A 25,027-nucleotide genomic window follows, 5' to 3' on the forward strand; every position below is an offset into this window, starting at 1 on the left:
AATACCGGCCTGTCACGCCGGGGGTCGCGGGTTCGAGCCCCGTCCGCTCCGCCAATATTCGAAAGGCCAGATGCTTGCATCTGGCCTTTTTCCATTTCTGCCTCAGGATTACCCGGTAAGCTGATGTGCAATGACTAATCCCTACCTCCGCTTCCGCCTGCGTCTGGCCCGGCACGCGCTGCTGCAGTTCGCCGCCAGTCTGCAAAGTTCGCTCGAATACATCGCGCTGGCGTTCGCGCCGGTGCTGCTGGGATTGCTGGCGGTGCTGGCCCTGCCGGGATTGTTTGCCGCCACCGCGCCCTGGCCCGAAGCATGCGCCCTGTTCTGCGGCCAGGCGCTGCTGGCCAGCGCCCCGGTCTGGCTGCTGCGCAAGCGCTTGCATCCGGCGGCGGTGCTGGCATGGAGCCGGCCCTTGCCGCTCGCGCCGCGCAGCCGGTGGCTGGCCGATGCGGCCGTGGCCGGCATCATCGTCGGTCCGCTGAGTCTGGTCTACGCCATCTCCACCGCGATCTGGCTGTACCAGCGCCCCGACTGGCTGCAGCCCGTGCTGCCGCGGGCGCTGCTGCTGACCGTGCTGTCGCTGCTGCTGGCCTGGCTGCTGTCGACGCTGACGCTGGCCGGGCGCAACCGCATGCCGGCCGGGCGCAAACCGGGCCGTTCGCGCCCGGCGCCGACGCGGTACGTGCCGCAACGCGCGCCCGTGCCGCTGGTGTATTACTGGCGGCAACTGTTCTGGCATCCCTACTGGCGCGCGGAAAATGTGGTGGGCATCCAGCAGACCTTGCTGCTGCTGGGCGCCCTGCTCAGCGTCGGCGTCTGGATGTGGCGTCCGGCCGGCGTGCCGCCCGTGCTGTGGGCCGCCTGCGCGGCGCTGACCACCATGCTGCTGACCGACCGCGGCGACAAGGCCGTGGCCGAACAGATCGCCCTGCTGCGTCCGGTGCTGGCTGGATGGCCGCTGCCGGCACAACGGCTGTACCGGCTGGCGATGCTGTTCACGCTGCTGCCCGGCTTGTGCGTGCTGCTGTGGTTTGCCGCGCTGACGCTGGGCCGCCATGCTTCCGGCTGCAGCCACACGGTCGCCACGGTCTGGCTGCTGTTCGCCGCCGTCGCACAGGGCGCCATGGTGGCGCTGCGCACACTGAGCACACGCGGCCGTGTCGGCCTGGTCATCATCGCCATCCTCATCCTCACCGCCATCGGAAGCGAACTATGGAATTCAGCATAGAGCAACTCAACTTCGAATACGCCAGCCATCCACTGTTCCGCCAGTTCGATCTGACGCTGGGCGCCGGCATCACCTGGCTGCGCGGCGAAAACGGCGCCGGCAAGACCACGCTGCTGAAACTGGCCGGCGGTGCACTGTCGCCGCACGCGGGCAGAATCCGCGTGGACCACATCGAGATCCACGCCCAGCCGCTGGCCTACCGGCTGCTGTGCTACTACTGCGGCGGCGACACGCCGCAACTGCCATGGCTGACCGTGCGCGAAGTGCTGGACATGCACGTGGCGCTCTATCCCGGCGCCGACCCGGAGGCGCTGAACGCCGAGCTGCAAGCCTTCCACCTGCTGCCCACGCTGGACCAGCCGGTGACCACGCTGTCGCTGGGCCAGCACAAGAAGATGCAGTTGTCGCTGGCCCTGGCCTTGCCGGTGCGGCTGCTGCTGATCGACGAACCGTTCAACGGCCTCGATGCCGACGCGGTGGCCTACCTGCGCCGGCAACTGGCCGCGCCGGCACGCCTGGCGCGCCAGTGCATCCTGCTGACCAGCCACCTGGACCCGCAGCTGCCGCTGGCCGGCACGCTGCAACTGTGATTTCTTCACAACACAGGCCCAGCAACGCGCCAAAACCGGCGACAATACCGGAGCGCCTCTTCCCGTCCCTGGAGTTCCCTTGATTTTCGGCTTCCTCAAATCGCCCAAGCTGTCGCCACGCCTGCTGCGTCTAAAAGACTCGGCGCTGTTTTCGGCGCTGACCCCGCTCGAACTGAACATCGTCGATGGCCTGATGCACGAACGCCGCTACCTGGCCGACGAAATCATTTTCGACGAAGGCGAGGAGGGCCAGGCGCTATACCTGGTGATGTCGGGCCGCGTGATCATCAGCCGCCAGCTCGGCGAGCGGCGCGAAGTGGTGGCCGAGCTCACGGCCGGCTCCTTCTTCGGCGACCTGGCGCTGCTCGACAACTCGCCGCGCAACGCGCAGACGCGCGCGCTCGACAACTGCGAACTGGCGGTGTTCTTCCGCGCCGACTTCATGGGCCTGATGGAAACCGACCCCGTCATCGGCTACAAGATCTCGCTGGCCCTGGCGCGGCACATCGGCCGCCGCCTGCGCGACTGGATGACCGGCAAGCCGCAGCTCGAGGCGCTATGAATCTGCTGCCGACCCAACAACGCGGCGGCCCGGTGGTGTGGAGCGGCATCATCGCCGCCACCTGCGTGCTGCTGTTCCTGCTGCAGCAGATGCTGTTCCTGGCCATTCCGTTTTTGCTCGGCATCGTGCTGTACTACATCCTGCAGCCGCCGATGGCGCGCCTGATCCGCCTGGGCTTCAGCCAGAACACCGCGGTGCTGACCGTGGGCGCGTTGTTCCTGCTGCTGGTGGCGCTGGCGGTGCTGGCCGCCGTCTACTGGAATTCGGCGCCGACCGCGTCGTGGCAGGACATGCTGAGCACCTATCTGCAGGGCGGACTGGACTTCCTCCGCCACACCATGCTGGCACTGGAAGACCGCTTCCCGCTGCTGAAGCAGGTGCAGTTGGCGGACACGGTCAACCAGCGCGTCAGCGATTTTTCGAGCGACTTCATCCAGGCGCACCTGACCGACATCCTGGTCTCGGCGGCGGGCTGGCTGCCGTCGCTGCTGCTGGCGCCGTTCCTGACCTTCTTCTTTTTGCGCGACGGCCTGCGCTTCAAGAAATTCCTGGCGCGCGCGGTGCCGAACGCCTTCTTCGAACGCACCCTGTGCCTGCTGCACGAGGTCGACCAGACCGCGCACCGCTACTTCCGCGGCCTGATCCGGCTGACCATCCTCGACACGGCGGTACTGGCGCTGGGCCTGTGGCTGATCGGCGTGTCCTCGCCGCTGGTGCTGGGCCTGATCGCGGCGGTGCTGGCCTGGGTACCATATGTCGGCTCCATCGTCGGCTGCATGCTGGTGGTGATGGTGGCCTCGACCGACGCGCCGGCCGACCCGGCGGTGGCCTACCTGGCGATCGGCGTCTTCATCCTGGTGCGCCTGCTGGACGACTTCGTGTTCATGCCGCTGACCCTGGGCCGCAGCCTGCACATCCATCCCCTGATCACCGTGCTGATGATCTTCATCGGCGGCTCGGTGGCCGGCGTGGCCGGCCTGATGCTGGTGCTGCCGCTGCTGGGCGTGGTGATGGTGATCGGCGAAACCATCGGCCGCCTGATCACCGACCCGCGCCTGCGCGCGCGCCACCGCAACGCCATGGAACTGCGCACCAGGCAGGCCAGCGCCGATCTGTACTCCTGAATAAAAACGGGAGCCGAGGCTCCCGTTCTTGTCTGGCGCTGACCGTGCTTAAGCAGTCATCGCGTGCTTCTCGGCCGATTCTTCCACCACTTCCGCGTCGTCCGAGCGGATCAGGTGATCGAAGGCCGACAGCGCGGCTTTGGCGCCTTCGCCGGTGGCGATGATGATCTGCTTGTACGGCACCGTGGTGACGTCGCCGGCGGCGAACACGCCCGGCACCGAGGTCTGGCCACGCGCATCGACTTCGATCTCGCCGTGACGCGACAGCGCCACCGTGCCCTTCAGCCATTCGGTGTTCGGCACCAGGCCGATCTGCACGAACACGCCTTCCAGGTCGACCTTGTGCGCCGAACCATCGGTGCGGTCGGTGTAGCTCAGGCCGTTGACGATCTTGCCGTCGCCGTGGATCTCGGTGGTCTGCGCCGAGACGATCACCTTCACGTTCGGCAGGCTGCGCAGTTTGCGCTGCAGTACCGCGTCGGCGCGCAGTTCCGCGCCGAACTCGATCAGCGTCACATGCTTGACGATGCCGGCCAGATCGATCGCCGCTTCCACGCCGGAGTTGCCGCCGCCGATCACCGCCACGCGCTTGCCCTTGAACAGCGGGCCGTCGCAGTGCGGGCAGTAGGCCACGCCGTGGTTGCGGTATTCCTTCTCGCCCGGCACGTTGATTTCGCGCCAGCGGGCGCCGGTCGCCAGGATCACCGACTTGGCTTTCAACACCGCGCCGGACGCGGTCTGCACTTCCACCGTCTTACCGACCGGCACCAGCTTGCTGGCGCGCTGGGTGTTCATGATGTCCACCTCGTACGCCTTGACGTGCTGTTCCAGCGCCACGGCGAATTTCGGGCCATCGGTTTCCTTGACCGAGATGAAATTCTCGATCGCCAGGGTGTCCAGCACCTGGCCGCCGAAACGCTCGGCCAGCACACCGGTGCGGATGCCTTTGCGGGCGGCGTAGATCGCGGCTGCCGCGCCGGCGGGACCGCCGCCGACGATCAGCACGTCAAAGATGTCTTTCTTGCTCAGCTCGGCGGCCTGGCGCACCGAGGCATTGGTGTCCAGCTTGGCGAGGATTTCCTCCACCGAGGTGCGGCCCTGGCCGAAGTGCTGGCCGTTCAGGAACATCATCGGCACGGCCAGGATCTGGCGGTCTTCGACTTCCTTCTGGAACAGGCCGCCGTCGATGGTGGTGACCTTGATGCGCGGGTTGATCACCGACATGGCGTTCAGCGCCTGCACCACATCCGGGCAGTTATGGCAGGTCAGCGACATGAAGGTCTCGAACTCGTAGTCGCCTTCCAGGTTGCGGATCTGCTCGACGACGGCGTCGTCGAATTTGATGGTGTGGCCGCCCACCTGCAGCAGCGCCAGCACCAGCGAGGTGAATTCGTGGCCCATCGGGATGGCGGCGAAGCGCACGCCGATCCCGCTGCCTTTGCGGTTGATGCTGAACGACGGCGTGCGTACGCCAGCTTCGGTGCGCTCGACCAGCGAGATCTTGTCGCTCAACTGGGCAATTTCCAGGAGCAGTTCTTTCATCTCGCGGGCTTTGGCGCTGTCATCGAGAGAAGCGACCAGCTCAAGGGGATGCACTACCTTTTCCAGGTAGGCTTTCAATTGGGTTTTGAGGGTAGCGTCCAACATGATTGTGTTCCTTTACAAATATTTAGGCGTGAGCCGGGCCGGACGCCCGGTCCGGCATCACGGTAACTACTTGTTTGCTGCAGTCTGGTTCAAGACTTAGATCTTGCCGACCAGGTCCAGCGACGGGGTCAGGGTAGCGGCGCCTTCGGTCCACTTGGCTGGGCATACCTGGCCTGGGTGCTCGGCAACGTACTTGGCGGCTTTCACTTTGCGCAGCAGTTCCGAAGCGTCGCGGCCGATGCCGTTGTCGTGCACTTCCATCACCTTGATCTGGCCTTCCGGATTGATCACGAAGGTGCCGCGCAGGGCCAGGCCTTCTTCTTCGATCATCACTTCGAAGTTACGCGACAGTTTGCCGGTCGGGTCGCCGATCAGCGGGTAGTTGACTTTCTTGATCGCATCCGAGGTGTCGTGCCAGGCCTTGTGGGCGAAGTGGGTGTCGGTCGACACGCCGTAGACTTCCACGCCCAGCTTGGCGAATTCAGGTTGCTGCTCGGCCAGGTCTTCCAGTTCGGTTGGGCACACGAAGGTGAAGTCGGCTGGGTAGAACATCAGAACGGACCACTTGCCTTTCAGGGACTCGTCGCTCACGTCGATGAACTGACCGTTGTGGTAAGCGGTGGCCTTGAATGGTTTGATTTGGGTGTTGATCAGGGACATTGTGGTTTCCTCGTTGGGTTGTGAATCATTGAGACGCCAGTGTAAGCGTTTTTACCCTATTTGCAAAATTGATTGTTCCAATAGTTTCAATTAGCTTTAACTATTAGCTCAACAAACGGGATAGCCATTATCGCGCAGGAAGCGGTCGAATTGGGCCACGGGCATCGGCTTGGCAAACAGATAACCCTGGCCGTAATCACAGCCGGCCGCCGCCAGCAACGCGCGCTGCTCGGGCGTTTCCACGCCCTCGGCGATGACCTTGAGGTCGAGCTTGTGGGCCATGACGATGATCGCTTCCGACAAGGCCATGTCGCTGGAATCGGGCGCCAGGTTGCGCGTGAACGAACGGTCGATTTTCAGATAATCGATGTCGAACTTTTTCAGGTAGGACAGCGAGGAATAGCCGGTGCCGAAGTCGTCCAGCGCGACCTGGATGCCGGCGTCGCGCAGCTGCAGCAGCCGGTCGCTGACCGCGCTGCTGGCGTCCAGCAGCAGGCCTTCGGTGATTTCCACCACCAGCGACTGGCCCGGCAACGCCAGCGCCCGCAGGTGCGCCAGCCACTCCGCATACGAGGCGCCCTCGCGCTGAAACTCCAGCGGTGACTGATTCAGGCTGACCTGGAAATCCGCATACACCTCGTGCCGCCACAGCTGCACCCAGCGCGCCGATTCGCGGAACACCCAGGCGCCGATGTCGACGATCAGGCCGCTGGCCTCGGCCAACGGGATGAATTCCAGCGGACTCACCACGCCGCGCTGCGGATGGTTCCAGCGGATCAGCGCCTCGGCCTTGTGGATGGCGCCGCTGGCCAGGTGGACGATGGGCTGGAAGTATAGTTCGAACTGCTCGCCCTTGAGCGCGCCGCGCAGGTCGTTGGTCAGGCGCATGCGGTTCAGCGCGGCCACCTGCAAGGTCGGGGTGAAATAGCTGAAGCGGTTGCGTCCGGCCCCCTTGGCCGCATACATGGCCTGGTCGGCGTGCTTGAGCAGATCGTCGACGTCGATGGCGTCGTCCGGATACAGGGTGATGCCGATGCTGGCCGAGACGAACGCCTGCTCCTGGCCCAGCGCGAACGGCTGCAACAGCCGGTCGATGATGGCCTGCGCCACGCGCTCGACCCGCTCGGGTTCCTCCAGCTCGGTCAGGATCACGGTGAATTCGTCGCCGCCCAGGCGCGCCACCGTGTCCGACTTGCGGACGCAGGCGCTGATGCGGCGCGCCGCGTCCACCAGCAGCACGTCGCCCTGCTGGTGGCCGAGCGTGTCGTTGACTTCCTTGAAGTGGTCGAGGTCAATGAACAGCAGCGCCACGCGCGAACCGTCGCGCTGGCTCTTGAGCATGTCGTGCGCCAGCCGGTCGAGGAACATGCGGCGGTTGGGCAACTGGGTCAGCGTGTCGAAATTGGCCTGCTGCCAGATCAGCTGTTCGCTCTGCTTCTGCGCGGTGACATCCTCGATCATGCACAGGTGCAGCGGATGGCTGCCCGGCGCGGCGTCGATGGCGGTCACCGAGACATCGATCCAGGCCACCGCGCCGTCCGGCCGGAACAGCCGGCTGGTGGCCTTGAAGTTGCTGAGCTGGCGCGCCGTCAGCAGCGCCATCTGCGCCTTGATGTGGGCGACGTCGTCCGGGTGGCCGACGTCGAGCCAGTGCAGCGCGCGCAACTCCTCCTGCGTGCGGCCGACGATTTCCTGGTAGCGCAGGTTGATGTCGCGGTATTCGTAGGTGATGGAATCGATCAGTGCGATACCCAGCGGCGACGATTCGAACATGGTGCGGAAGCGCTGCTCGCCCTGGCGGATCGCTTCCAGCGCGCGCTTGCGCTCGCGCGCCAGCAGGCTGAAGTGAATGGCCGCGCCGCACACCAGCGCCAGCACCGCCACCCCGACCACGCGGTACAGCCAGGCCAGATTGGCGCGCGGGTCGCCGACCTGGTACATGAAGCCGTCGAACGCGGCATGCTTGGGCAGCAGGCCCAGGCCGGCGTAGACGTCGGCGATATGCTGCCAGCGCTCCGGGTTCATGTAGCCGATTTCCACCAGCACCGGCTGCACCAGCGGCACCATCTGGCGCGCTTCGTACAGCAGGTGCTGACGGTCGGCGCGGCGCGAATACTTGTTGAGGATGAGGTCGGCGGTTTCCTCCTGGTGGCTCATGGCCCACTGCCAGCCGCGCATGCTGGCGGCGCGGAACGCCGCCACCCGCGCCGGATGGTTGGCGATCTCCTGCTCGCTGGTGAACAGGTTGTCGCCATAGAAATCGATGCCGACCGCGCGCGGGCTGTAGATATCGTAGGGGAAGCCGAGGCGGTCGAAAGTGTCGGGCTCGTTGGTGGTGTAGATCGCCATCGCGTCCACCTTGCCGTTGACCAGGTCTTCCGGATTGAAGCTGTGCTCCACCCGCAGCAGGCTGGCGGGCGGAATACCTTCCTTGGTCAGATAGGCCAGCAACTCGTCGGCATTGCCGAGATCGTCCGTGAGCGAACCGATCATCACGCGCTTGCCGATGATGCGGCGCAGGTCGGGATCGGCGCCGGTCTGGCGCATCGCCAGCGCGTACGGCGAATGCTGGAAGATCACGCCCAGCACCACCACCGGCTTGCCGGCCAGGCGCGCCAGCAGCAGGCTGCTGCTGCCCGTGCCATACTCGGCCTTGCCGGAGATGACATCGCGCTCGGGCGCGTTGCCGTCGGCGCCCTCGACGATGCGCACGTCCAGCCCGGCGTCACGGTAATAGCCGAGTTCCTGGGCGGCGTAATAGCCGGCGAACTGGAACTGGTGCGCATGCTTGAGTTGCAGCGTGACTTTTTCCAGCGCCATCACGGGCTGCGCGGCCACGGCCAGCGCGGCCAGCAGCAACAACCTGACAAGCGCGGAAAAACGGATGAGCACCAATACCTCCGGACGGAAACGTTATCCCTAGTGTAGCCCCATCCGCGCGCACCGCGCAAAAGCAAACGGACGGCCGGGCTCGCGCCCACCGTCCGTTGTTGTTCAGCAGTAGCTCGTGCTTAGTAAGGAACCTTCACCGGCACCGAGGACAGCGTATTGCTGCCGTTGCCGAGCTGACCGTCGGCATTGCGGCCCCAGGTCCACAGCGTGTTGTCGGCGTTCATCGCGGCCGTATGGGCCGCGCCGGCGCTCACCGCTTTCCAGGTGTTCAGGGTGCCGACCTGCACCGGGAACAGACTGTCGGTGCCGCCGGTGCCCAGCTGTCCCTCGGCATTCGAGCCCCAGGCCCACAAGGTGCCATCGTTCTGCACACCGACGCTGTGCGAGACGCCGCCGGCGACGCGTGCCCAGTTGTTGTTGGTGCCGATCTGCACCGGCGCGGTGACCACACCCTGGCCATTATTGCCCACCTGGCCATCGCCGCCCTGGCCCCAGGCCCACAGCGTGTTGTCAGACTTGATCGCCAGGGTGTGCATGCTGCCGGCGGCGACCAGCACCCACTGCGCGGTGCCGATCTGCACCGGTGCCGAGACGGCGGTGCTGGACGTGGCGCCATTGCCGATCTGACCGGCGCTGTTGTCGCCCCAGGCCCACAGGGTCTGGTCCTTCTGGATGGCGACGGTGTGGTTGTCGCCGACCGCCACTGCCAGCCAGCTGGTGGCGGTGGTGCCGGTGCTGACCAGGGTCGGCTTGTTTTTATCGATGGTGGTGCCGTCGCCCAGCTGGCCGTTGGCGTTCGAACCCCAGGTGTACAAGGCGGTCACCGGCGTGGTGCCGGTACCGGTCTTCAGCGCGGCGACGTGACGCTTGCCGGCGGCCACAAAAGTCCAGGTCTTGTCGCTGCCGATCTGCTTGGGCACAGGGCTGTCATTATTGCTGCCGTCGCCCAGCTGGCCGTTCAGATTGAAGCCCCAGGCCCACAGCGTGCCGTCGGTGCGGATCGCCACCGCGAACTGTTCACCGACCGCCACCTGTTTCCAGATATTGCTGTTGCCGGCCACCGTCACCGGCGTGTTGTGGCCGGTGCTCGAGCCGTCGCCCAGCTGGCCGCGGATATTCGAACCCCAGCTGTACAGCTTGCCGTCGGCTTTCAGGCCGATGGTCTGGTTGCCGCCGGCGGCCACCTGGGTCCACGGCGCGATCACGGTGACGTTCAGCGAGCCGCTGATGTTGTCGGCGGTCGAGGTGGCGGTAATGGTTTCGGTGCCCGAACCTTTGGCGGTGACGATGCCGCTGGCGGCCACGGTGGCCACGGTGGCGGCGCCCGACTTGGTGGCCCAGGTCAGGCCGGTCAGGGTCTTGCTGCTGCCGTCCGAATAGGTACCGGTGGCGGTCAGCTGCAGCGTATTGTTGATCACAATGGTGGAGTTGGCATTGGCCGCGGTGACGGCAATGCTCTTCAGCGTCGGCGTGGCGGGGGTCGACGTGCCGCTGTCGCTGCTGCCGCCACCGCCGCCACATGCGGCCAGTACGGCCAGTACGGCCAACAGCGGCAGCAGCAGCAGGGAGGAGAATTTAAAGTTTTTCATGATCGTCCAGTTCACAGAATAGGGCCTGCGGATGATGCAGTGTAGCGCGCTCCGGCGCTTGCACATCACGCGAGCAGGCCCGGATTATCCACGCATTTGCGCCGATAGGGGAATTTACAACATTTCTTTTGAGAACGGAACGAAAATAGGGGACAGACCACGTTTTTGGAATATTCCAAAAACGTGGTCTGTCCCCATGAGGATTACTTGCGGCCGCGGGTCGGCGCCGCGGCCGGCCTTGCCGCCGGCTTCTTGACCTTGATGGTGTCCAGGATCGATGGACGCGCCTTGGTTTCCACCGTCTGGCGCGCGGACAACGAACCGGTCAGGGCGTTCGGCTTGCCGCGTGCGCCCGCCACCGGCGCCCCCTTGGCGCCGCGCTTGTCGGCGCCCGGCGCCAGCATCGGCATCGCGCGCTTGCCTTGCGCGGGCTTGAAGTTTTCCTCGCCCACCACGTACGGCGGGATCAGGTGGCGCTCGCCGGTGCCGATCAGGTCGCCGCGCCCCATGCGGCGCAGGGCGTCGCGCAGGATCGGCCAGTTCTTCGGATCGTAATAGCGCAGGAAGGCCTTGTGCGCCTGGCGCTGCTTCAGGCTGCGCGGCGTGAACACTTCCTCCGAATCCTCGGTCACCTTGTGCAGCGGGTTGCGGCGCGAGTGGTACATGGCGCTAGCCATGGCCATCGGCGTCGGCATGAAGGTCTGCACCTGGTCCAGGCGGAAGTTGTTCTTCTTCAGCCACAACGCCAGGTTCAGCATGTCCTCGTCGGTGGCGCCCGGGTGGGCGGCGATGAAGTAGGGGATCAGGTACTGCTTCTTGCCGGCTTCCAGCGAATACTTCTCGAACAGGGCCTTGAACTCGTCGTAGGCGCCGATGCCCGGCTTCATCATCTTGCTCAGCACATTGGTTTCGGTGTGCTCGGGCGCGATCTTCAGCAGGCCGCCGACGTGGTGGGTCACCAGTTCCTTGACGTACTCGGGCGAACGCACCGCCAGGTCGTAGCGCAGGCCGGACTGGATCAGGATCTTCTTCACGCCCGGGATCGCGCGCGCCTTGCGGTACAGCTTGATCAGCGGACCGTGGTTGGTGCCGAGGTTGACGCAGATCGACGGGTACACGCAGGACAAACGGCGGCAGGTGGTTTCGATTTCCTTGTCCTTGCAGGACAGGCGGTACATATTCGCGGTCGGGCCGCCGAGGTCGGAAATGATGCCGGTGAAGCCCTTGGTCTTGTCGCGGATGTGCTCGATCTCGCGCAGGATCGACGGTTCCGAACGGCTCTGGATGATGCGGCCCTCGTGCTCGGTGATCGAGCAGAAGGTGCAGCCGCCGAAGCAGCCGCGCATGATGTTGACCGAGAAGCGTATCATTTCCCAGGCCGGGATGTTGGCGTTGCCGTAGCTCGGATGCGGACCGCGCGCGTACTCGAGGTCGTAGACATTGTCCATCTCGTCCATCTGCAGCGGCAGCGGTGGCGGGTTCATCCACACGTCGCGGTCGCCGTGGCCCTGCACCAGCGCGCGCGCATTGCCGGGGTTCGATTCCAGGTGGAACACGCGCGAGGCGTGCGCATACATCACCGGATCGGTGCTGACGGTTTCGAACGACGGCAGGCGCACCACGGTCTTGTGGTGTTTCTCCAGTTCCATGGCGCGGCGTTCCTCGCGGCTCATGATGCGGATCGGCTTGACCGTCTCGGCCGGCGGCGGCGCCACCACCTTGGCCGGCTCGACCATGGCCGGATTGACCTCGGCGGCCGGCGCGTTGTCGGTGGCGCAGGTGGGCGAATTCGGCGTCACCATCAGGTAAGGATCGACGTGCTTGTCGATCTTGCCCGGGGTATCGACGCGGGTGCTGTTGTGCACGCCCCATTCCTCGCCCGGCATCCAGCCGGACGGCACCAGGAAAGCCGTGCCGCGCAGGTCGCGGATGGTCTTGATGTTCTCGCCCTCGGCCATGCGGCGGGTCAGGTCGACCAGCGCGCGTTCGGCGTTACCGAAGATCAGCATGTCGGCCTTGGACTCGAACAGCACCGAGCGGCGCACCTTGTCCGACCAGTAATCGTAGTGGGCGATGCGGCGCAGCGACGCTTCGATCGAGCCGATCACCACCGGCGTGCCCGGATACGCTTCCCGGCAGCGCTGGGCGTAGACGGTCACCGCGCGGTCGGGACGCTTGTTCGGTTCGCCGTTGGGCGTGTAGGCGTCGTCGGAACGCGGCTTGCGGTCGGCCGTGTAGCGGTTGACCATCGAGTCCATATTGCCGGCGGTGACGCCGTAATACAGGCGCGGCTTGCCGAGCGCGCGGAAGGCGTCGGCCGACTGCCAGTCCGGCTGGGCGATGATGCCGACGCGGTAACCCTGCGCCTCCAGCAGACGGCCGACCAGCGCCATGCCGAAGCTCGGATGGTCGATATAGGCGTCGCCGGTCACCAGGATCACGTCGCACTGCTCCCAGCCGAGCACGTCCATCTCTTCGCGGGACATGGGCAGGAAAGGCGCGGACGCAGCGCGTGCAGACCGTTTCGGGACGGCCGCAAATAAATTGGTAGGGGGATTCATGGGGCGGTATTGTACCGGAAACCGCCACGCTCCGCTCACGCGCGCCAGAAAAATTCTGTTACTTTTCAATCACTTGTGAGAAATGATGTCACTCTCACATTGAATTGCAGCGGATTTTTGCTATAAACAAGAAGCGGCGGAACACTTCCGCCTGCAGATGCTGGTGTTTCCGTAACGCCGGCCACCCGGGGACATGGCTTCCCCGGGTTTCTTTTTTCAAATCCCCATATTCGACAGTATCGTGCCCAGCTCGCGCAGCGCCGGCTCCAGCTGCGGATGCTTGACCGCGAACTTGGCCGACAATTCCTGGGTGCGCTCGGCCAGGCCGTAGGTGGTGGTCTCGCCCGGCTGCGGCGCGCTGCCGCGCTCGAGCAGCGTGGTGATATCGCCGTTCAGCTGACGCAGCAGTTCCTGCAGCTCCTCATCGACCGGCCCGGTCTGCGCCAGGCGTTCGTGCAAGGACATCAGCGAGGCTTTCAGATTGCTGTCCATAAATTATCCTTTGTTGGTTGAATCGCCAGCGTTTTATCTTACTCGCAAAGATAGCGAAACGCGATGCCGGCGTCTGCGCCAGATCAACATGAGCGTGCAGCGGCCAACCCTAAAAGCAAAAATCGGGGTCAGAGCCGACATTCGGACATTGGGTCGCGCGCGATCCAATGTCCGAATGTCGGCGCTGACCCCGACTGAAGACGCTGCTTACTTCTCGGTCAGGCCGCGGCGTTCCAGCAGCGGTTCGATCTGGGCATCGCGGCCGCGGAAGCTGCGGTACATCTGCATCGCGTCCATGGTGCCGCCTTTCGACAGCAGCATCTTGCGGAAGTAGTCGCCGTTCTTGCGCTGCATGCCACCGTTTTCCTTGAACCATTCGACGGTGTCGGCGTCCAGTTTTTCCGACCACAGGTAGCCGTAGTAGCCGGCCGAGTAGCCGCCCGCGAATACGTGCGAGAAGTAGGTGGTGCGGTAGCGCGGCGGCACCGGTGCGTAATCGACGCCGGCTTCTTTCAAGGCCGCCGCTTCAAAACTCAGCACGTCCGACGGGATCTGCGCCACGCCCAGCTGGTGCCATTTCTGGTCCAGGATCGACGCCGCCAGGTATTCGGTGGTGCGGTAGCCTTCGTTGAATTTCTTCGAGGCGATCACCTTGTCCAGCAGTTCCTTCGGCATCGGCTCGCCGGTCTGGTAGTGTTTGGCGTAGTTGCTCAGCACTTCAGGCCAGACCGACCACATTTCGTTGACCTGCGACGGGAATTCGACGAAGTCGCGCGGCACGCGGGTGCCCGAGAAGCGCGGGTATTTCACGTCCGAGAACATGCCGTGCAGCGCGTGGCCGAACTCGTGGAACATGGTGCGCAGTTCGTCGTAGGTCAGCAGGGTCGGCTCGCCGGCGTTCGGCTTGGGGATGTTGAGGTGGTTCGCCACCACCGGACGGGTGCCCATCAGCGACGATTGCGACACGTAGGCGTTCATCCACGCGCCACCGCGCTTGTTGGAGCGCGCGTAGTAGTCGCCGATGAAGATGGCCAGCTGCTTGCCGTTGGCGTCGAACACGTCGAACACGCGCACGTCCGGGTCGTACACCGGCAGGTCCTTGCGTTCCTTGAAGGTCAGGCCGTAGACCTTGTTGGCGGCGTAGAACACGCCGTTGGTCAGCACGTTGTTCAGTTCAAAGTAGGGGCGCAGCTGGTTCTGGTCGAAGTTGAAGCGTTCCTGGCGCACCTTGTCGCTGTAGAACGACCAGTCGTAGGAGGCCAGCTGGAAGCCGCCCTTTTCCTGGTCGATCACCTGCTGGATCTCGGCGCCTTCCTTCTTGGCGTTGGCGACGGCCGGACGGGCGAATTCGGACAGCATCTTGTTGACCGCTTCCGGATCGTGCGCGGTCTGGTCTTCCAGCGCGTAGGCGGCGTAGCTCGGATAGCCGAGCAGCGCGGCCTTCTCGGCGCGGATCTTGGTCAGCTGCAGCACCACCTGGGTGTTGTCGTATTTGCCGCCATGGCTGCCACGCGCCAGCGACAGCGCCATCAGCTTTTCGCGCACGGCGCGGTTGGTCAGCGCCGACAGGCTGGCCTGGCCCGTGGTGTTCACCACCGGGATCAGGAATTTGCCGTCCATGCCCTTGGCCTTGGCGGCGGCCGCGGCGGCGGCGATGGCCTTGTCCGACAGGCCGGCCAGTTCTTCGCGCGTGTCCACCACCAGCGCCGAGGCGTTGGCTTCTTCCAGCACGTTCTGGGCGAAGCTGGTCTGCAGTTTGGCCAGTTCGGCGTTCATGGCTTTCAGCTTGTCCTTGTTGGCGTCGGACAGCTGGGCGCCGGCGCGCACGAAGTCGGTGTTGTAGCGCTCCAGCAGGTACTTCGATTCGGCGTCCAGGTGCAGCTTGTCGCGCTTGTCGTACAGCGCCTTGACGCGCGCGTACAGTTTGCTGTTCAGGCGGATCGCGTCATTGTGCGCGGCCAGCTTGGGCGACAGTTCGCGCTCCAGCGCCTTGAAGCTGTCGTTGGTGTTGGCGCCGGACAGGTTGCCGAACACGCTGGACACGCGCGACAGCAGCTGGCCCGACTTTTCCATCGCGACGATGGTGTTGTCGAAGCTCGGCGCGGCCTTGCTGTTGGCGATGGCGGCGATTTCCGCGGCCTGCTGGCGCATGCCTTCCTCGAACGCCGGCGCGAAGTCTTCGTTCTTGATCTTGTCGAAGGCCGGGTAGTTGAACGGCAGGGTGCTCGGCTTGGCGAACGGGTTCGATGCCGGCAGCATGGACGCCGGTTCGGCCGCCTGCGCGACGTTGAAGATGGCGGCCACGCCGGCGGCGATCAGGATGCTGTGGTGTTTCATGAATATCCCTATAAACTGTTTATCTTATTTACCGGTCAGGCCGCGGCGTTCCAGCAGCGGTTCGATCACCGGATCGCGGCCGCGGAAGTTGCGGAACAAATTCATGGCATCGTCGGTGCCGCCGCGCGACAGCAGCTTGGCGCGGAACCAGTCGCCGTTCTTGCGCGACAGGCCGCCGTTTTCCTTGAACCATTCGACGGTGTCGGCGTCCAGTTTTTCCGCCCACAGGTAGCCGTAGTAGCCGGCCGAGTAACCGCCCGAGAAGATGTGCGAGAAGTAGGTGGTGCGGTAGCGCGGCGGCACCGGCGCGTAATCGACGCCGGCATCCTTCAGCGACTGCGCTTCAAACGCCAGCACGTCGGTCGGGATCTGCGACGGCGCCAGCTGGTGCCAGCGCTGGTCCAGCAGCGATGCGGCCAGGTATTCGGTGGTGATGAAGCCCTGGTTGAACTTCTTCGACGCCAGCACCTTGTCCAGCATTTCCTTCGGCATCGGTTCGCCGGTCTTGTAGTGCTTGGCGTAGTTGGCCAGCACTTCCGGCCACACCGCCCACATCTCGTTGACCTGCGACGGGTATTCGACGAAGTCGCGCGGCACGCTGGTGCCGGAGAAGCGCGGGTACTTTACGTTCGAGAACATGCCGTGCAGTGCATGGCCGAACTCGTGGAAGGCGGTCTTCACTTCATCGTAGGTGAGCAGGGTCGGTTCGCCGGCCGGCGGTTTCGGGATGTTGAGGTGATTCGCCACCACCGAGTGGGTGCCCATCAACGCCGACTGCGACACGTATTCGTTCATCCAGGCGCCGCCCTGCTTGTTCGGGCGCGCGTACATGTCGGCGATGAAGATGGCCAGCTGCTTGCCGTCGGCGTCGAACACGTCGAAGGTGCGCACATCCGGGTTGTACACCGGCAGATCCTTGCGCTCCTTGAAGCTCAGGCCGTATTCCTTGTTGGCGGCGTAGAACACGCCGTTGATCAGCACATTGTTCAGCTCAAAGTAGGGCTTGAGCTGGTTCTCGTCGAAGGCGTAGCGCTGCGCGCGCACCTTGTCGGTGTAGAAGGCCCAGTCGGCGGCGTCGACCTGGAAGCCACCCTTTTCCGCGTCGACCACGGCCTGCAGGTCGGCCGCTTCCTTCTTCGCGTTGTTGACGGCCGGCTTGGCCAGTTCGCTCAGCAGCTTGTTGACCGAGGCGGTGTCGTGCGCGGTCTGGTCTTCCAGCGAGTAGGCGGCGTAGTTGGCGTAGCCCAGCAGCGCGGCCTTGTCGGCGCGCGCCTTGGCGACCTTCAGCACCACTTCGCGGTTGTCGAATTCGCCGCCATGGCTGCCGCGCGCCAGCGACAGCGCCAGCAGCTTCTCGCGCGTGGCGCGGTTGGTCAGCACCGCCAGCGGCGGCTGGCCGCTGGTGTTGACCACGGCGACGAAGAATTTGCCGTCCAGGCCCTTGGCCTTGGCCGCCGCCGCCGCGGCGTCGATGGCGGCGGGGCTCATGCCGGCCAGTTCTTCGCGGCTGTCCACCACCAGGCCGGAGGCGTTGGTTTCCTTCAGCACGTTCTGGGTGAAGGTGGTCTGCAGTTTGGCGATTTCGCCGTTCAGGGTCTTCAGTTTGTCCTTGTCGGCGGCCGACAGGTTGGCGCCGGCGCGCACGAAGTCGATGTGGTAGCGTTCCAGCAGGTGCTTGGCTTCCGCGTCCAGCTTGAGGGTATCGCGCTTTTCATACAGCGTCTTCACGCGCGCCCACAGCTTCGGATTGAGGAAGATGGCGTCGTTGTGCGCGGCCAGCTTGGGCGACATCTCGCTGTCGATCGCGTCCAGCTTGTCGTTGGTGTTGGCCCCCTGCAGGTTGCCGAAGATGGTCTGCACGCGGGTCAGCAACTGGCCCGATTTCTCCATCGCGACGATGGTGTTGTCGAAGGTCGGCGCCGCCTTGTTGTTGGCGATGGCGTCGATTTCCTTCAGCTGGATGCGCATGCCCTCATTGAAGGCCGGGATGAAATGCTCGTCCTTGATCTTGTCGAACGCCGGATACTGGAACGGCAGGGTGCTGGCGGTGGCCAGCGGATTGCCGGCCAGGGCAGGCGCCGGTGCGGCCAGGACGGCGTGCGAAAAGGCGACGCCAACGGCGGCGGCGATGACAAGCAGGTGCGGACGGGTCATGAAGATCTCTTTCTCGTCTGGAGGGCAGGAAAAATGCTGCAATCTTGAAAGTGCAGCATGGACGCGTCAGATCATAGCAGCGCGATGCGCCGCCAGTCACTGGCAAATAATGCTGCACTGCACTTGCTTGGCAGAGTGTGGCATTTTCCAAACAATAGCCTGCCCGCCGCCCGATTTCCGACGAAAGTTGCGTGAAATTTACAACACGCCGATCTAATGCGATCAGGGACGGTTTTCGAAGCGGCGGTCGGGAATGAACCAGATCAGCGCCACCAGGACGTAGACCGCGAAGCCCGCCATCGGCGCGAAGCACGAGGTAACAATGCCCGTCATGTAAGCCAGCGTCGACAGCTTGCCCTTGCGGTCCTTGCCCAACGCCAGCTTCAAGGCTTCGTTGTTGGCCGCCAGGCAGTTGGCGAGGATGAGATAAGCGACACTGCACATGCACAGAATGAAACCATAGCAAGCCAGCGGGAACGGGGCAAATTGGTTTTCCCCCACCCAGGCGGTGACGAACGGCACCAGCGAGAGCCAGAACAGCAAATGCAGGTTGCCCCACAGCGCACCGCCGGTGACGCGGCTGACGGTATGAATCAGGTTATGGTGGTTGTTCCAGTAGATGCCGACGTAAATAAAGCTCAGTACATAGCTCAGGAACACCGGCCACAGCGGCGCCAGATCCGCCCATTCGGCGCCATGCGGCACCTTCAGTTCCAGCACCATGATGGTGATGATGATCGCGATCACGCCATCGCTGAACGCCTCCAGCCTGCCCTTGCCCATATTCCGTCCTGTCGCACTTGTTAAGGCTTGCATCATAGCAAAGCATGGCCCCGTGGTTGATCTTACTTAAGATCGCCGCGCCGCAGTGCGGCTACGATTTCCTTGCGGAAATCCCGCAAAAACCACTTAGGAGGAGTCAAATCATGCGATTCGTTGATGCGCGTTTGCTGCACAAGCCGCTGCTGGGCGGCGCGATGGTGTTGTCGGCGTTGGCCTGTCCCTTGGCCGGTGCCGCCGATTTGAGTGCGTTCGCCAATTCCGCCGCGCTGGCGGTCAAGGCCGCCACACTCAGCGATGCCGAAGTGGTCGATCTGGCCACCCGTTCGTGCGCCGCCATGGACCGCAGCAACAAGATCGCCGCGCCCGGCAGCAAGTACGCCAAGCGGCTGGCGGCCGCGCTGAAGCCGCTGAAAATGAGCCAGTTCAACGGCAAAAAGCTGGACGCCAAGGTGTACCTGATCAAGGACGTCAATGCCTTCGCGATGGATAACGGCTGCATTCGCGTGTTCGCCGGCCTGATGGACCTCATGAACGACGACGAGATCCGCGCGGTGGTCGGCCATGAAGTCGGCCATGTCTTGCTGGGCCACTCGAAGAAGCCGATGCAGACGGCCTACAGCCTGCAGGCGGCGCGCGGCGCGGCGGTGGCCGTCAGCGACACGGCCGCCACGCTGAGCCAGTCCGACCTGGGCGACCTGGGACAGAAATTCATCCAGGCGCAGTTTTCGCAATCGCAGGAGACCGCCGCGGACGATCAGTCCTACGGCATCCTGCAGAAGGAAAAACTGTCGCGCCAGGGGCTGGTGACGCTGTTCCAGAAACTGGCCAAGCTGGAAGGGGCCGACCATAGCATGTTCAGTTCCCATCCATCGTCGCCGGACCGCGCCCAGCACATCCAGTCGCGCATCGACAAGGACGGCTGAAGCGGCGCCGCGGCGCTTATTCGCGGATTTCCGCTTCCGTCAGTTGCGCCAGCTGGATCAGCGATTCCTGCCAGCCGAGGTAGCACGCCTCGGCCGGAATCACGGCGGGAATGCCTTCCTGGACCACCGTGATCTCCACGCCGCAGAACACTTCGCGCAGCGTGACGGTGGTCTGCATCCGGCCCGGCAGGTTGGCATCGTCGAAGGTGGCGCTGTAGCGCAGCTTCTGGTTCGGCGTCAGCTCCAGATATTCGCCGCCGAAGCTGTGGCTGCCGCCGGTGGTATGGTTGGTGAAGGACATGCGATACGTGCCGCCGACGCGGGCGTCCAGCTCATGCACCTTGCCGGTGAAACCGAACGGCGGCAGCCACTTGGCCATCGCTTCCGGGTTGAGGAAAGCGCGGTAGACGCGGTCGGCCGAGGATTTCAGCACGCGGTGCAGCTGTACGGTATTGGTCGTCATATCAGTCTCCAGAATGGTCGAGGACAGCCCTCTATCTTACGACGAACCACCTGCTGCGGAATCGACATCCGTGCGCGCAGCGCTTGCGCTACACTTGAGCTTTGCGCGAAATCACCGACAGGAAGGATGCATGGAAAACTACGCGGAACAGCTGGAAACGCTGACCCAGCAGGAAAAGGAATTGCAGTTCACCGCCTTCAACAGCGACACCGCGCTGACGCTGGGCCTGAAAATCGTCGAGCTGGCCAAGCAGAAGGGCAAGGCCATCACGGTCAACATCACCGTCAACGGCAAGGTGCTGTTCCACCACGCGATGCAGGGCACCTCGGCCGACCAGGCCGACTGGATCCGCCGCAAGAACAATGTGGTGGCGCGTTTCGGCCGCTGCTCGTTCTACGTCGCCATCGACCACAAGCACCGCGGCGTGGTGTTCGAGGACATCAAATACCTGGACCCGCGCGACCACGCGGCCAACGGCGGCGCCTTCCCGGTCACCATCAAGGACAGCGGCATGATCGGCACGGTCACCGTCTCCGGCCTGCGCCAGGCGGAAGACCACGCCCTGGTCATCGAAGGCTTGCGCGCCGTGCTGGATTAAGTCGCCGACCAGCGATCCATGTCCGCCTGCATGTTCAACCAGCTTTCCGGCGAAGTTTTCAGGAAGGCTGCAATATGCAGCGCCATCTCCGGCGATAACGCGCACTTTTCAAGGAGGAGGTCGGTCACACTCTGCGGGCTGACACCCATCCGGACGGCGAATTCCGCTGGAGAGATATCCAAAGCAGGCAACACATCCTCCCGCAAAATAGTGCCCGGATGCCGCATGAAGCCGGGATCCCACGCCGATCGCCGAAGGCATACAGCCTGTGTAACCCTTTGTGCTTGAAGGAAGTAATCACGATGCCATCCTGGTAGATTAAACCTCAATCTACCGGATCGCAATCGCAGCGCGCTTGCGCTACCTCAGGATCAGTAGTGCGGCGGCCGCTCGTGCGGGAGCTGGTTGCCGCTGTTGTTCTGTGAGAGGTTGCGCACGTGCTGGGCCAGCGACAGGCACAGCTGCTCCAGCTTGTCGATCTGCTGCTGTTGCTCGTGGATGCGCTGGTTCAGCGCCTCCACCAGGTCTTCCTGATAGGCGACCTTGATTTCGATGTCCATGAATCGGTCTTCGGTATTCTTCACTGCGTTTGCTCCTTGTCCGGCTTGGGCGTGGCCAGCAGTTCCTTCATGCGCGCCAGGCGTTCCTTCGGCGTCAGCTTCTCGGATTCCATCGGCACCGCCGTGCCCTCGTCCAGTTTCATTTCCTTGATAAAGCGCGACGGGTCGCAGTGAACCTGCTCGCCCGCGCGCTTGCGTTTCTTGCACCACGTGACCTTCAGCGTGCGCTGCGCGCGCGTGATGCCGACGTACATCAGACGCCGCTCCTCCTGCACCCGCGCCGCGATCGATTCGGCCGGCGCGTCGGCGTCGCCCTTGTGCGGCAGGATGCCCTCCTCGCAGCCGACCAGGAACACGTGCGGATACTCCAGCCCCTTGGAGGCGTGCAGGGTCGACATGCGCACCGCGTCCGGATCCTCGTCCTGGCCTTCGAGCATGGACATCAGCGCCACCATCTGGGTCAGTTCCAGCACGTTCTTCTCTTCGCCGTCGCGGTCCTTGCCGCCGCGCCCGCGGTCCTTCAGCCAGTTGACGAATTCCAGCACGTTCTGCCACTTGCTCTGGGCCGCCCGCTCGTCGAACATATCGTATAAATAGTTTTCATAATTGATCGCCTCCAGCATGTCATCCAGCACCTGCGCCGCGTTGTCGCCGCTGCCCGCCGGGCCGGGACGGCTGGCGCGCGATTCCAGGTTGTTGATGAAGTTGCAGAAGTCGCGCAGGGGGTTCAGCTGGCGGTCCTGCAGCAGCGCCTCGATGCCACCCTTGAATACGGCCTCGAACAGCGAGCAGTTCCACTGCGCCGAGAAGGTGCCCAGCGTCTCCAGCGTCGACTGGCCGACGCCGCGGCGCGGCGTGGTCACGGCGCGGATGAAGGCCGGATCGTCGTCGGTATTCGCCAGCAGGCGCAGGTAGCTGATGATGTCCTTGATCTCGGCCTTGTCGAAGAACGACTGGCCGCCGGAGATCGTGTACGGAATGCGCTCCTTGCGCAAGGCCTGCTCGATGATGCGCGCCTGGTGATTGCCGCGGTACAGGATCGCGTAATCGGACCACTTGTTCTTGCGCTGGAAATGGTCGGCCGAAATCATGATCGCCACCTGGTCGGCCTCGGCGTCGTCGGTCGGCATCGACAGCACCTCGATCGGCTCGCCCAGACCGTGCTCCGACCACAGCGATTTCTCGAACAGCTTGGGATTGTTGCCGATCACCGCGTTGGCCGCTTGCAGGATACGCGTGGTGGAGCGGTAGTTCTGCTCCAGCTTGATCACTTCCAGGTCGGGAAAGTCGGTTTGCAGGGTTTTCAGGTTTTCCACCGAGGCGCCACGCCAGGCATAAATCGCCTGATCGTCGTCGCCGACGGCGGTGAACATCGGCTTCTTGCCCAGGCCGGTCACCATCAGCTTGACCAGCTCGTACTGGCAGGTGTTGGTGTCCTGGTATTCGTCCATCAGCAGGTAGCGCAGGCGGCGCTGCCACTTGTCGCGCACGTGTTCATGGTCACGGAACAGTTCCACCGGCAGCCGGATCAGATCGTCGAAGTCCACCGCCTGGTAGGCCGACAGCGTGGCCACGTAGCTGGCGTAGATGCGCGCCGACTGCGCCTCGTCCTCGTCCTTGGCCTGGTTCAGCGCCTTGACCGGATCGATCAGGCCGTTCTTCCACAGCGAGATGTCGGTCTGGATGCGGCGCACCACCTGCTTGTCGGTGGTGATCGCCATGTCCTGGATCAGCGAACCGCAATCGTCGCTGTCCATGATGGAAAAGCGGTCCTTCAGGCCCAGCTCGTTGCACTCCTGGCGCAGAATACGCACGCCCAGCGAGTGGAAGGTCGAAACCGTCAGCTGCTTGGCCTGTTTCGGCTGTTTCAGCAGCTTGGCGATACGCTCCTGCATCTCCAGCGCCGCCTTGTTGGTGAAAGTCAGCGCGGCGATCGTGCGCGGATCGTAGCCGCGGTCCTCGATCAGGTGGGCGATCTTTTGCGTGATCACGCGGGTTTTGCCCGAGCCGGCGCCGGCCAGCACCAGGCAGGGACCATCCAGGTAGGTAACAGCCTGGCTCTGCGGCAGATTAAGGCCGAATACGGGGACTTGAGTGGACATCGGACGAGGGGTAGTAAAACGGACGGACAGCCCCACATTGTATCAGTCGCCGGGCCCGCCACTGATGCGACGCATGAGGTCAATGCGGCATTTGCGTTACCATGCGTTTGACCAGGGGCATGGACCCCTCACCTTATTTGGGTTGCAATTATGAAATTTGAACATCTGATCGAAGTGAACGATCCGCTCAATCCGCTGATCGACGTCCTCAGCCACGAACAAGTCTGGCGCGGCCTGGTGCTGCGCGCCGAATCGCCCAAGCTGTTCGTGCCGCACCTGGACGAAAGCATCATCGACGAGCGCACCGAGCAGGGCTTCCGCCGCCGCCTGCGCTACGGCCAGCTGGTGGTGGAAGACCATGTGGAACTGGAACCGATGCGCAGCGTGCGCTACCGCGTGGCGGCGCAGCAGGACATCGCCGAATCCAGCCTGACCATGACCATCGAAACGCCGACCGAGGACACGCTGTTCGTGCGCTTCCAGTACGAGGACAGCCACGACGCCGCCACCGACGAGGCCAACGCCATGTACGACGAATTCCGCCGCTCGGCCTACGTCGAATCGGACATCGACACCATCGGCATGATGCGCGAACTGGCGCGCGAAGGCCGTCTGGACGCCACCCTCAACTGACGGCGGCGCGGCCCCACACCTGCGCCATGCGCAGCGGCGGCGCGTCCATGGCCGCCACCTGCGCGGTGGTCAGCACCTCGCGGATCGCGTGCTGCGCGTGGCGCGTGTCGCGCTGCAGGAACGGGTCCAGCGGCGCGCCGCGCGGCCCGATCACCGATTCCACGTGCGGCGTGGTCGATTGCAGGCCGCGCCGCGACACCACCGCCACCTCGCCGTTCACCAGCCGCACATAGCTGCCGATCGGATAAATCCCCAGTTCGCGCACCACCAGCGAGACCAGATTGGTATCCAGCGTGGTGCGGGTTTCCAGCAGCATGTCGCGCAGCGCGGCATTGGGCGTCATGGCCGGACGGTAGCTGCGCTCGGACACGCGGGCGCAATAGCGGTCGGCCAGCGCCACCAGCTTGGACAGCAGCGGAATCTGTGCCCCCACCAGGCCGGCCGGATAGCCGGAACCGTCCTCGTTTTCGTGGTGATGCAGTACGCAGCTGAGCCAGGCCTCATCGTTGACGCCGGCCTGACGCAGCAGCTGCACGCCGCGCTCGGGATGGGCCAGCATCTGCGCCCGGTCCTGCTCGCCCAGCGGCGCGCCGCTGTCGTGCCAGCGCTGGTGCTGTTCCAGCATGCCCAGATTCATGGTCAGCGCCGCCAGCGTGGCGGTCATCACGTCGTTGCGTGAACGCTGGCGTGCGCGGGCCAGCAAGATCGTCACCACCGCCGTGTTGACGCGGTGCCGCGCCGCGTACGGCGCTTGCTGCTGGTTGTGCAGGATGCTGGCGGTGGCGATGTCCGCGCTCAGATCGACGGCCGACTGCACCATCAGGGCGATCTCGTCCAGCTTGCGGCGGAAGTCGGCCGGGGCCGGGCCACTGACCACCGCCTGCAACACGGTGTGCAATTCCAGATAGGCGGCATTCAGCTTGCGCACGACAGACGGCGGTTCGCGCGGCGCTTCCGCCGGCTGACCGTCTTCAAACACGCCGCGCTCGACCAGATAGGCGATCTGGTTGGCGCTGGCGATCAGATGTCCCTTGCGTATCAGCAAAGCGCCATTTTCCCCGTACACATCCCACGGGAGCAGCATGCCCAACTTTAAGTCGGCTGCCGTCACTTTGCGTATGTTCATTCC

At 64.1% G+C, this 25,027-nt stretch carries 21 protein-coding genes; 7 read left to right on the forward strand and 14 right to left on the reverse strand.

All coding sequences use genetic code 11. The annotated features are described in order from the left end of the window. Window positions 1–130 precede the first annotated feature (130 nt). The 4 genes from E4L98_RS08955 (at window position 131) to E4L98_RS08970 (ending at window position 3,504) form a co-directional block, all read left to right on the forward strand. A complete protein-coding gene (locus E4L98_RS08955; protein WP_135201212.1) occupies window positions 131–1,228 on the forward strand; it encodes a hypothetical protein in 1,098 nt (365 codons plus the stop codon). After that, window positions 1,213–1,818, forward strand: coding sequence for an ABC transporter ATP-binding protein (locus E4L98_RS08960; protein WP_135201213.1), 606 nt, complete (start codon window positions 1,213–1,215; stop codon window positions 1,816–1,818). Before E4L98_RS08955 ends, E4L98_RS08960 begins: the two co-directional genes overlap by 16 nt. A gap of 79 nt (window positions 1,819–1,897) precedes the next feature. Next, a complete protein-coding gene (locus E4L98_RS08965; RefSeq protein WP_135201214.1) occupies window positions 1,898–2,380 on the forward strand; it encodes a cyclic nucleotide-binding domain-containing protein in 483 nt (160 codons plus the stop codon). After that, window positions 2,377–3,504 carry an AI-2E family transporter gene (locus tag E4L98_RS08970; protein ID WP_135201215.1) on the forward strand — a complete coding sequence of 376 codons (1,128 nt, stop codon included), beginning with the start codon at window positions 2,377–2,379 and terminating at the stop codon, window positions 3,502–3,504. The genes E4L98_RS08965 and E4L98_RS08970 overlap by 4 nt, the downstream gene beginning before the upstream one ends. 48 nt (window positions 3,505–3,552) lie before the next feature. Here the strand turns inward: E4L98_RS08970 and ahpF are convergent, their stop codons facing one another. The 9 genes from ahpF to E4L98_RS09015 all read right to left on the reverse strand — a co-directional run bounded on the left by ahpF (window position 3,553) and on the right by E4L98_RS09015 (window position 18,619). Beyond that, on the reverse strand, window positions 3,553–5,151 hold the full coding sequence (gene ahpF, locus E4L98_RS08975) for an alkyl hydroperoxide reductase subunit F (protein WP_135201216.1): 1,599 nt from the start codon (window positions 5,149–5,151) through the stop codon (window positions 3,553–3,555). 96 nt (window positions 5,152–5,247) lie between these two features. Beyond that, window positions 5,248–5,811 carry an alkyl hydroperoxide reductase subunit C gene (ahpC, locus tag E4L98_RS08980; RefSeq protein ID WP_135201217.1) on the reverse strand — a complete coding sequence of 188 codons (564 nt, stop codon included), beginning with the start codon at window positions 5,809–5,811 and terminating at the stop codon, window positions 5,248–5,250. Window positions 5,812–5,919: 108 nt separating this feature from the next. Continuing rightward, entirely contained in the window at window positions 5,920–8,703 is a 2,784-nt protein-coding gene (locus E4L98_RS08985) for an EAL domain-containing protein (RefSeq protein ID WP_229257321.1), read from the reverse strand. A gap of 119 nt (window positions 8,704–8,822) precedes the next feature. Then, complete coding sequence (locus E4L98_RS08990; RefSeq protein ID WP_135201218.1) at window positions 8,823–10,292, reverse strand: RCC1 domain-containing protein; 1,470 nt, start codon at window positions 10,290–10,292, stop codon at window positions 8,823–8,825. A gap of 203 nt (window positions 10,293–10,495) precedes the next feature. Continuing rightward, on the reverse strand, window positions 10,496–12,853 hold the full coding sequence (locus E4L98_RS08995) for a YgiQ family radical SAM protein (RefSeq protein ID WP_135201219.1): 2,358 nt from the start codon (window positions 12,851–12,853) through the stop codon (window positions 10,496–10,498). Between the two features lie 216 nt (window positions 12,854–13,069). Next, the gene (locus tag E4L98_RS09000) at window positions 13,070–13,345 is read right to left on the reverse strand and encodes a DUF4404 family protein (protein ID WP_135201220.1); all 276 of its coding nucleotides are present in this window, start codon (window positions 13,343–13,345) and stop codon (window positions 13,070–13,072) included. Window positions 13,346–13,552: 207 nt separating this feature from the next. Continuing rightward, a complete protein-coding gene (locus E4L98_RS09005) occupies window positions 13,553–15,682 on the reverse strand; it encodes a M3 family metallopeptidase (protein ID WP_135201221.1) in 2,130 nt (709 codons plus the stop codon). A 24-nt stretch (window positions 15,683–15,706) separates the two neighbouring features. After that, window positions 15,707–17,836 carry a M3 family metallopeptidase gene (locus tag E4L98_RS09010; protein WP_135201222.1) on the reverse strand — a complete coding sequence of 710 codons (2,130 nt, stop codon included), beginning with the start codon at window positions 17,834–17,836 and terminating at the stop codon, window positions 15,707–15,709. A gap of 222 nt (window positions 17,837–18,058) precedes the next feature. Next, a complete protein-coding gene (locus E4L98_RS09015) occupies window positions 18,059–18,619 on the reverse strand; it encodes a TMEM175 family protein (RefSeq protein ID WP_135201223.1) in 561 nt (186 codons plus the stop codon). A gap of 143 nt (window positions 18,620–18,762) precedes the next feature. Between E4L98_RS09015 and E4L98_RS09020 the strand changes: the two genes are divergently transcribed. Further along, the gene (locus E4L98_RS09020) at window positions 18,763–19,542 is read left to right on the forward strand and encodes a M48 family metalloprotease (RefSeq protein ID WP_229257323.1); all 780 of its coding nucleotides are present in this window, start codon (window positions 18,763–18,765) and stop codon (window positions 19,540–19,542) included. Between the two features lie 16 nt (window positions 19,543–19,558). On the opposite strand, the gene E4L98_RS09025 is transcribed toward E4L98_RS09020, so the two are convergent. Continuing rightward, a complete protein-coding gene (locus tag E4L98_RS09025) occupies window positions 19,559–20,005 on the reverse strand; it encodes an SRPBCC family protein (protein ID WP_135201224.1) in 447 nt (148 codons plus the stop codon). Between the two features lie 130 nt (window positions 20,006–20,135). On the opposite strand from E4L98_RS09025, the gene E4L98_RS09030 reads away from it, so the two are divergent. Beyond that, window positions 20,136–20,603, forward strand: a complete 468-nt coding sequence (locus E4L98_RS09030; protein WP_135201225.1) for a heme-degrading domain-containing protein — start codon at window positions 20,136–20,138, stop codon at window positions 20,601–20,603. On the opposite strand, the gene E4L98_RS09035 is transcribed toward E4L98_RS09030, so the two are convergent. From E4L98_RS09035 to E4L98_RS09045, 3 genes are all read right to left on the reverse strand, one after another. Next, the gene (locus tag E4L98_RS09035) at window positions 20,600–20,830 is read right to left on the reverse strand and encodes a HigA family addiction module antitoxin (protein WP_135201226.1); all 231 of its coding nucleotides are present in this window, start codon (window positions 20,828–20,830) and stop codon (window positions 20,600–20,602) included. The genes E4L98_RS09030 and E4L98_RS09035 overlap by 4 nt on opposite strands. Window positions 20,831–20,974: 144 nt before the next feature. After that, window positions 20,975–21,187: a SlyX family protein gene (locus E4L98_RS09040; RefSeq protein ID WP_135201227.1), complete on the reverse strand. Its 213-nt coding sequence runs from the start codon at window positions 21,185–21,187 to the stop codon at window positions 20,975–20,977. Next, window positions 21,184–23,265 (reverse strand): UvrD-helicase domain-containing protein, encoded by a 2,082-nt coding sequence (locus E4L98_RS09045; protein WP_135201228.1) that lies wholly within the window; start codon window positions 23,263–23,265, stop codon window positions 21,184–21,186. Before E4L98_RS09045 ends, E4L98_RS09040 begins: the two co-directional genes overlap by 4 nt. Window positions 23,266–23,415: 150 nt before the next feature. On the opposite strand from E4L98_RS09045, the gene E4L98_RS09050 reads away from it, so the two are divergent. Then, window positions 23,416–23,898, forward strand: coding sequence for an SRPBCC family protein (locus tag E4L98_RS09050; RefSeq protein ID WP_135201229.1), 483 nt, complete (start codon window positions 23,416–23,418; stop codon window positions 23,896–23,898). On the opposite strand, the gene E4L98_RS31155 is transcribed toward E4L98_RS09050, so the two are convergent. After that, a complete protein-coding gene (locus E4L98_RS31155; RefSeq protein ID WP_307722099.1) occupies window positions 23,891–25,024 on the reverse strand; it encodes an HD-GYP domain-containing protein in 1,134 nt (377 codons plus the stop codon). The genes E4L98_RS09050 and E4L98_RS31155 overlap by 8 nt on opposite strands. Between the last annotated feature and the right edge of the window lie 3 nt (window positions 25,025–25,027).

Origin of the sequence: Duganella callida (assembly GCF_004614165.1) — a bacterium.
Taxonomy (GTDB): Bacteria; Pseudomonadota; Gammaproteobacteria; order Burkholderiales; family Burkholderiaceae_D; genus Rugamonas; species Rugamonas callida.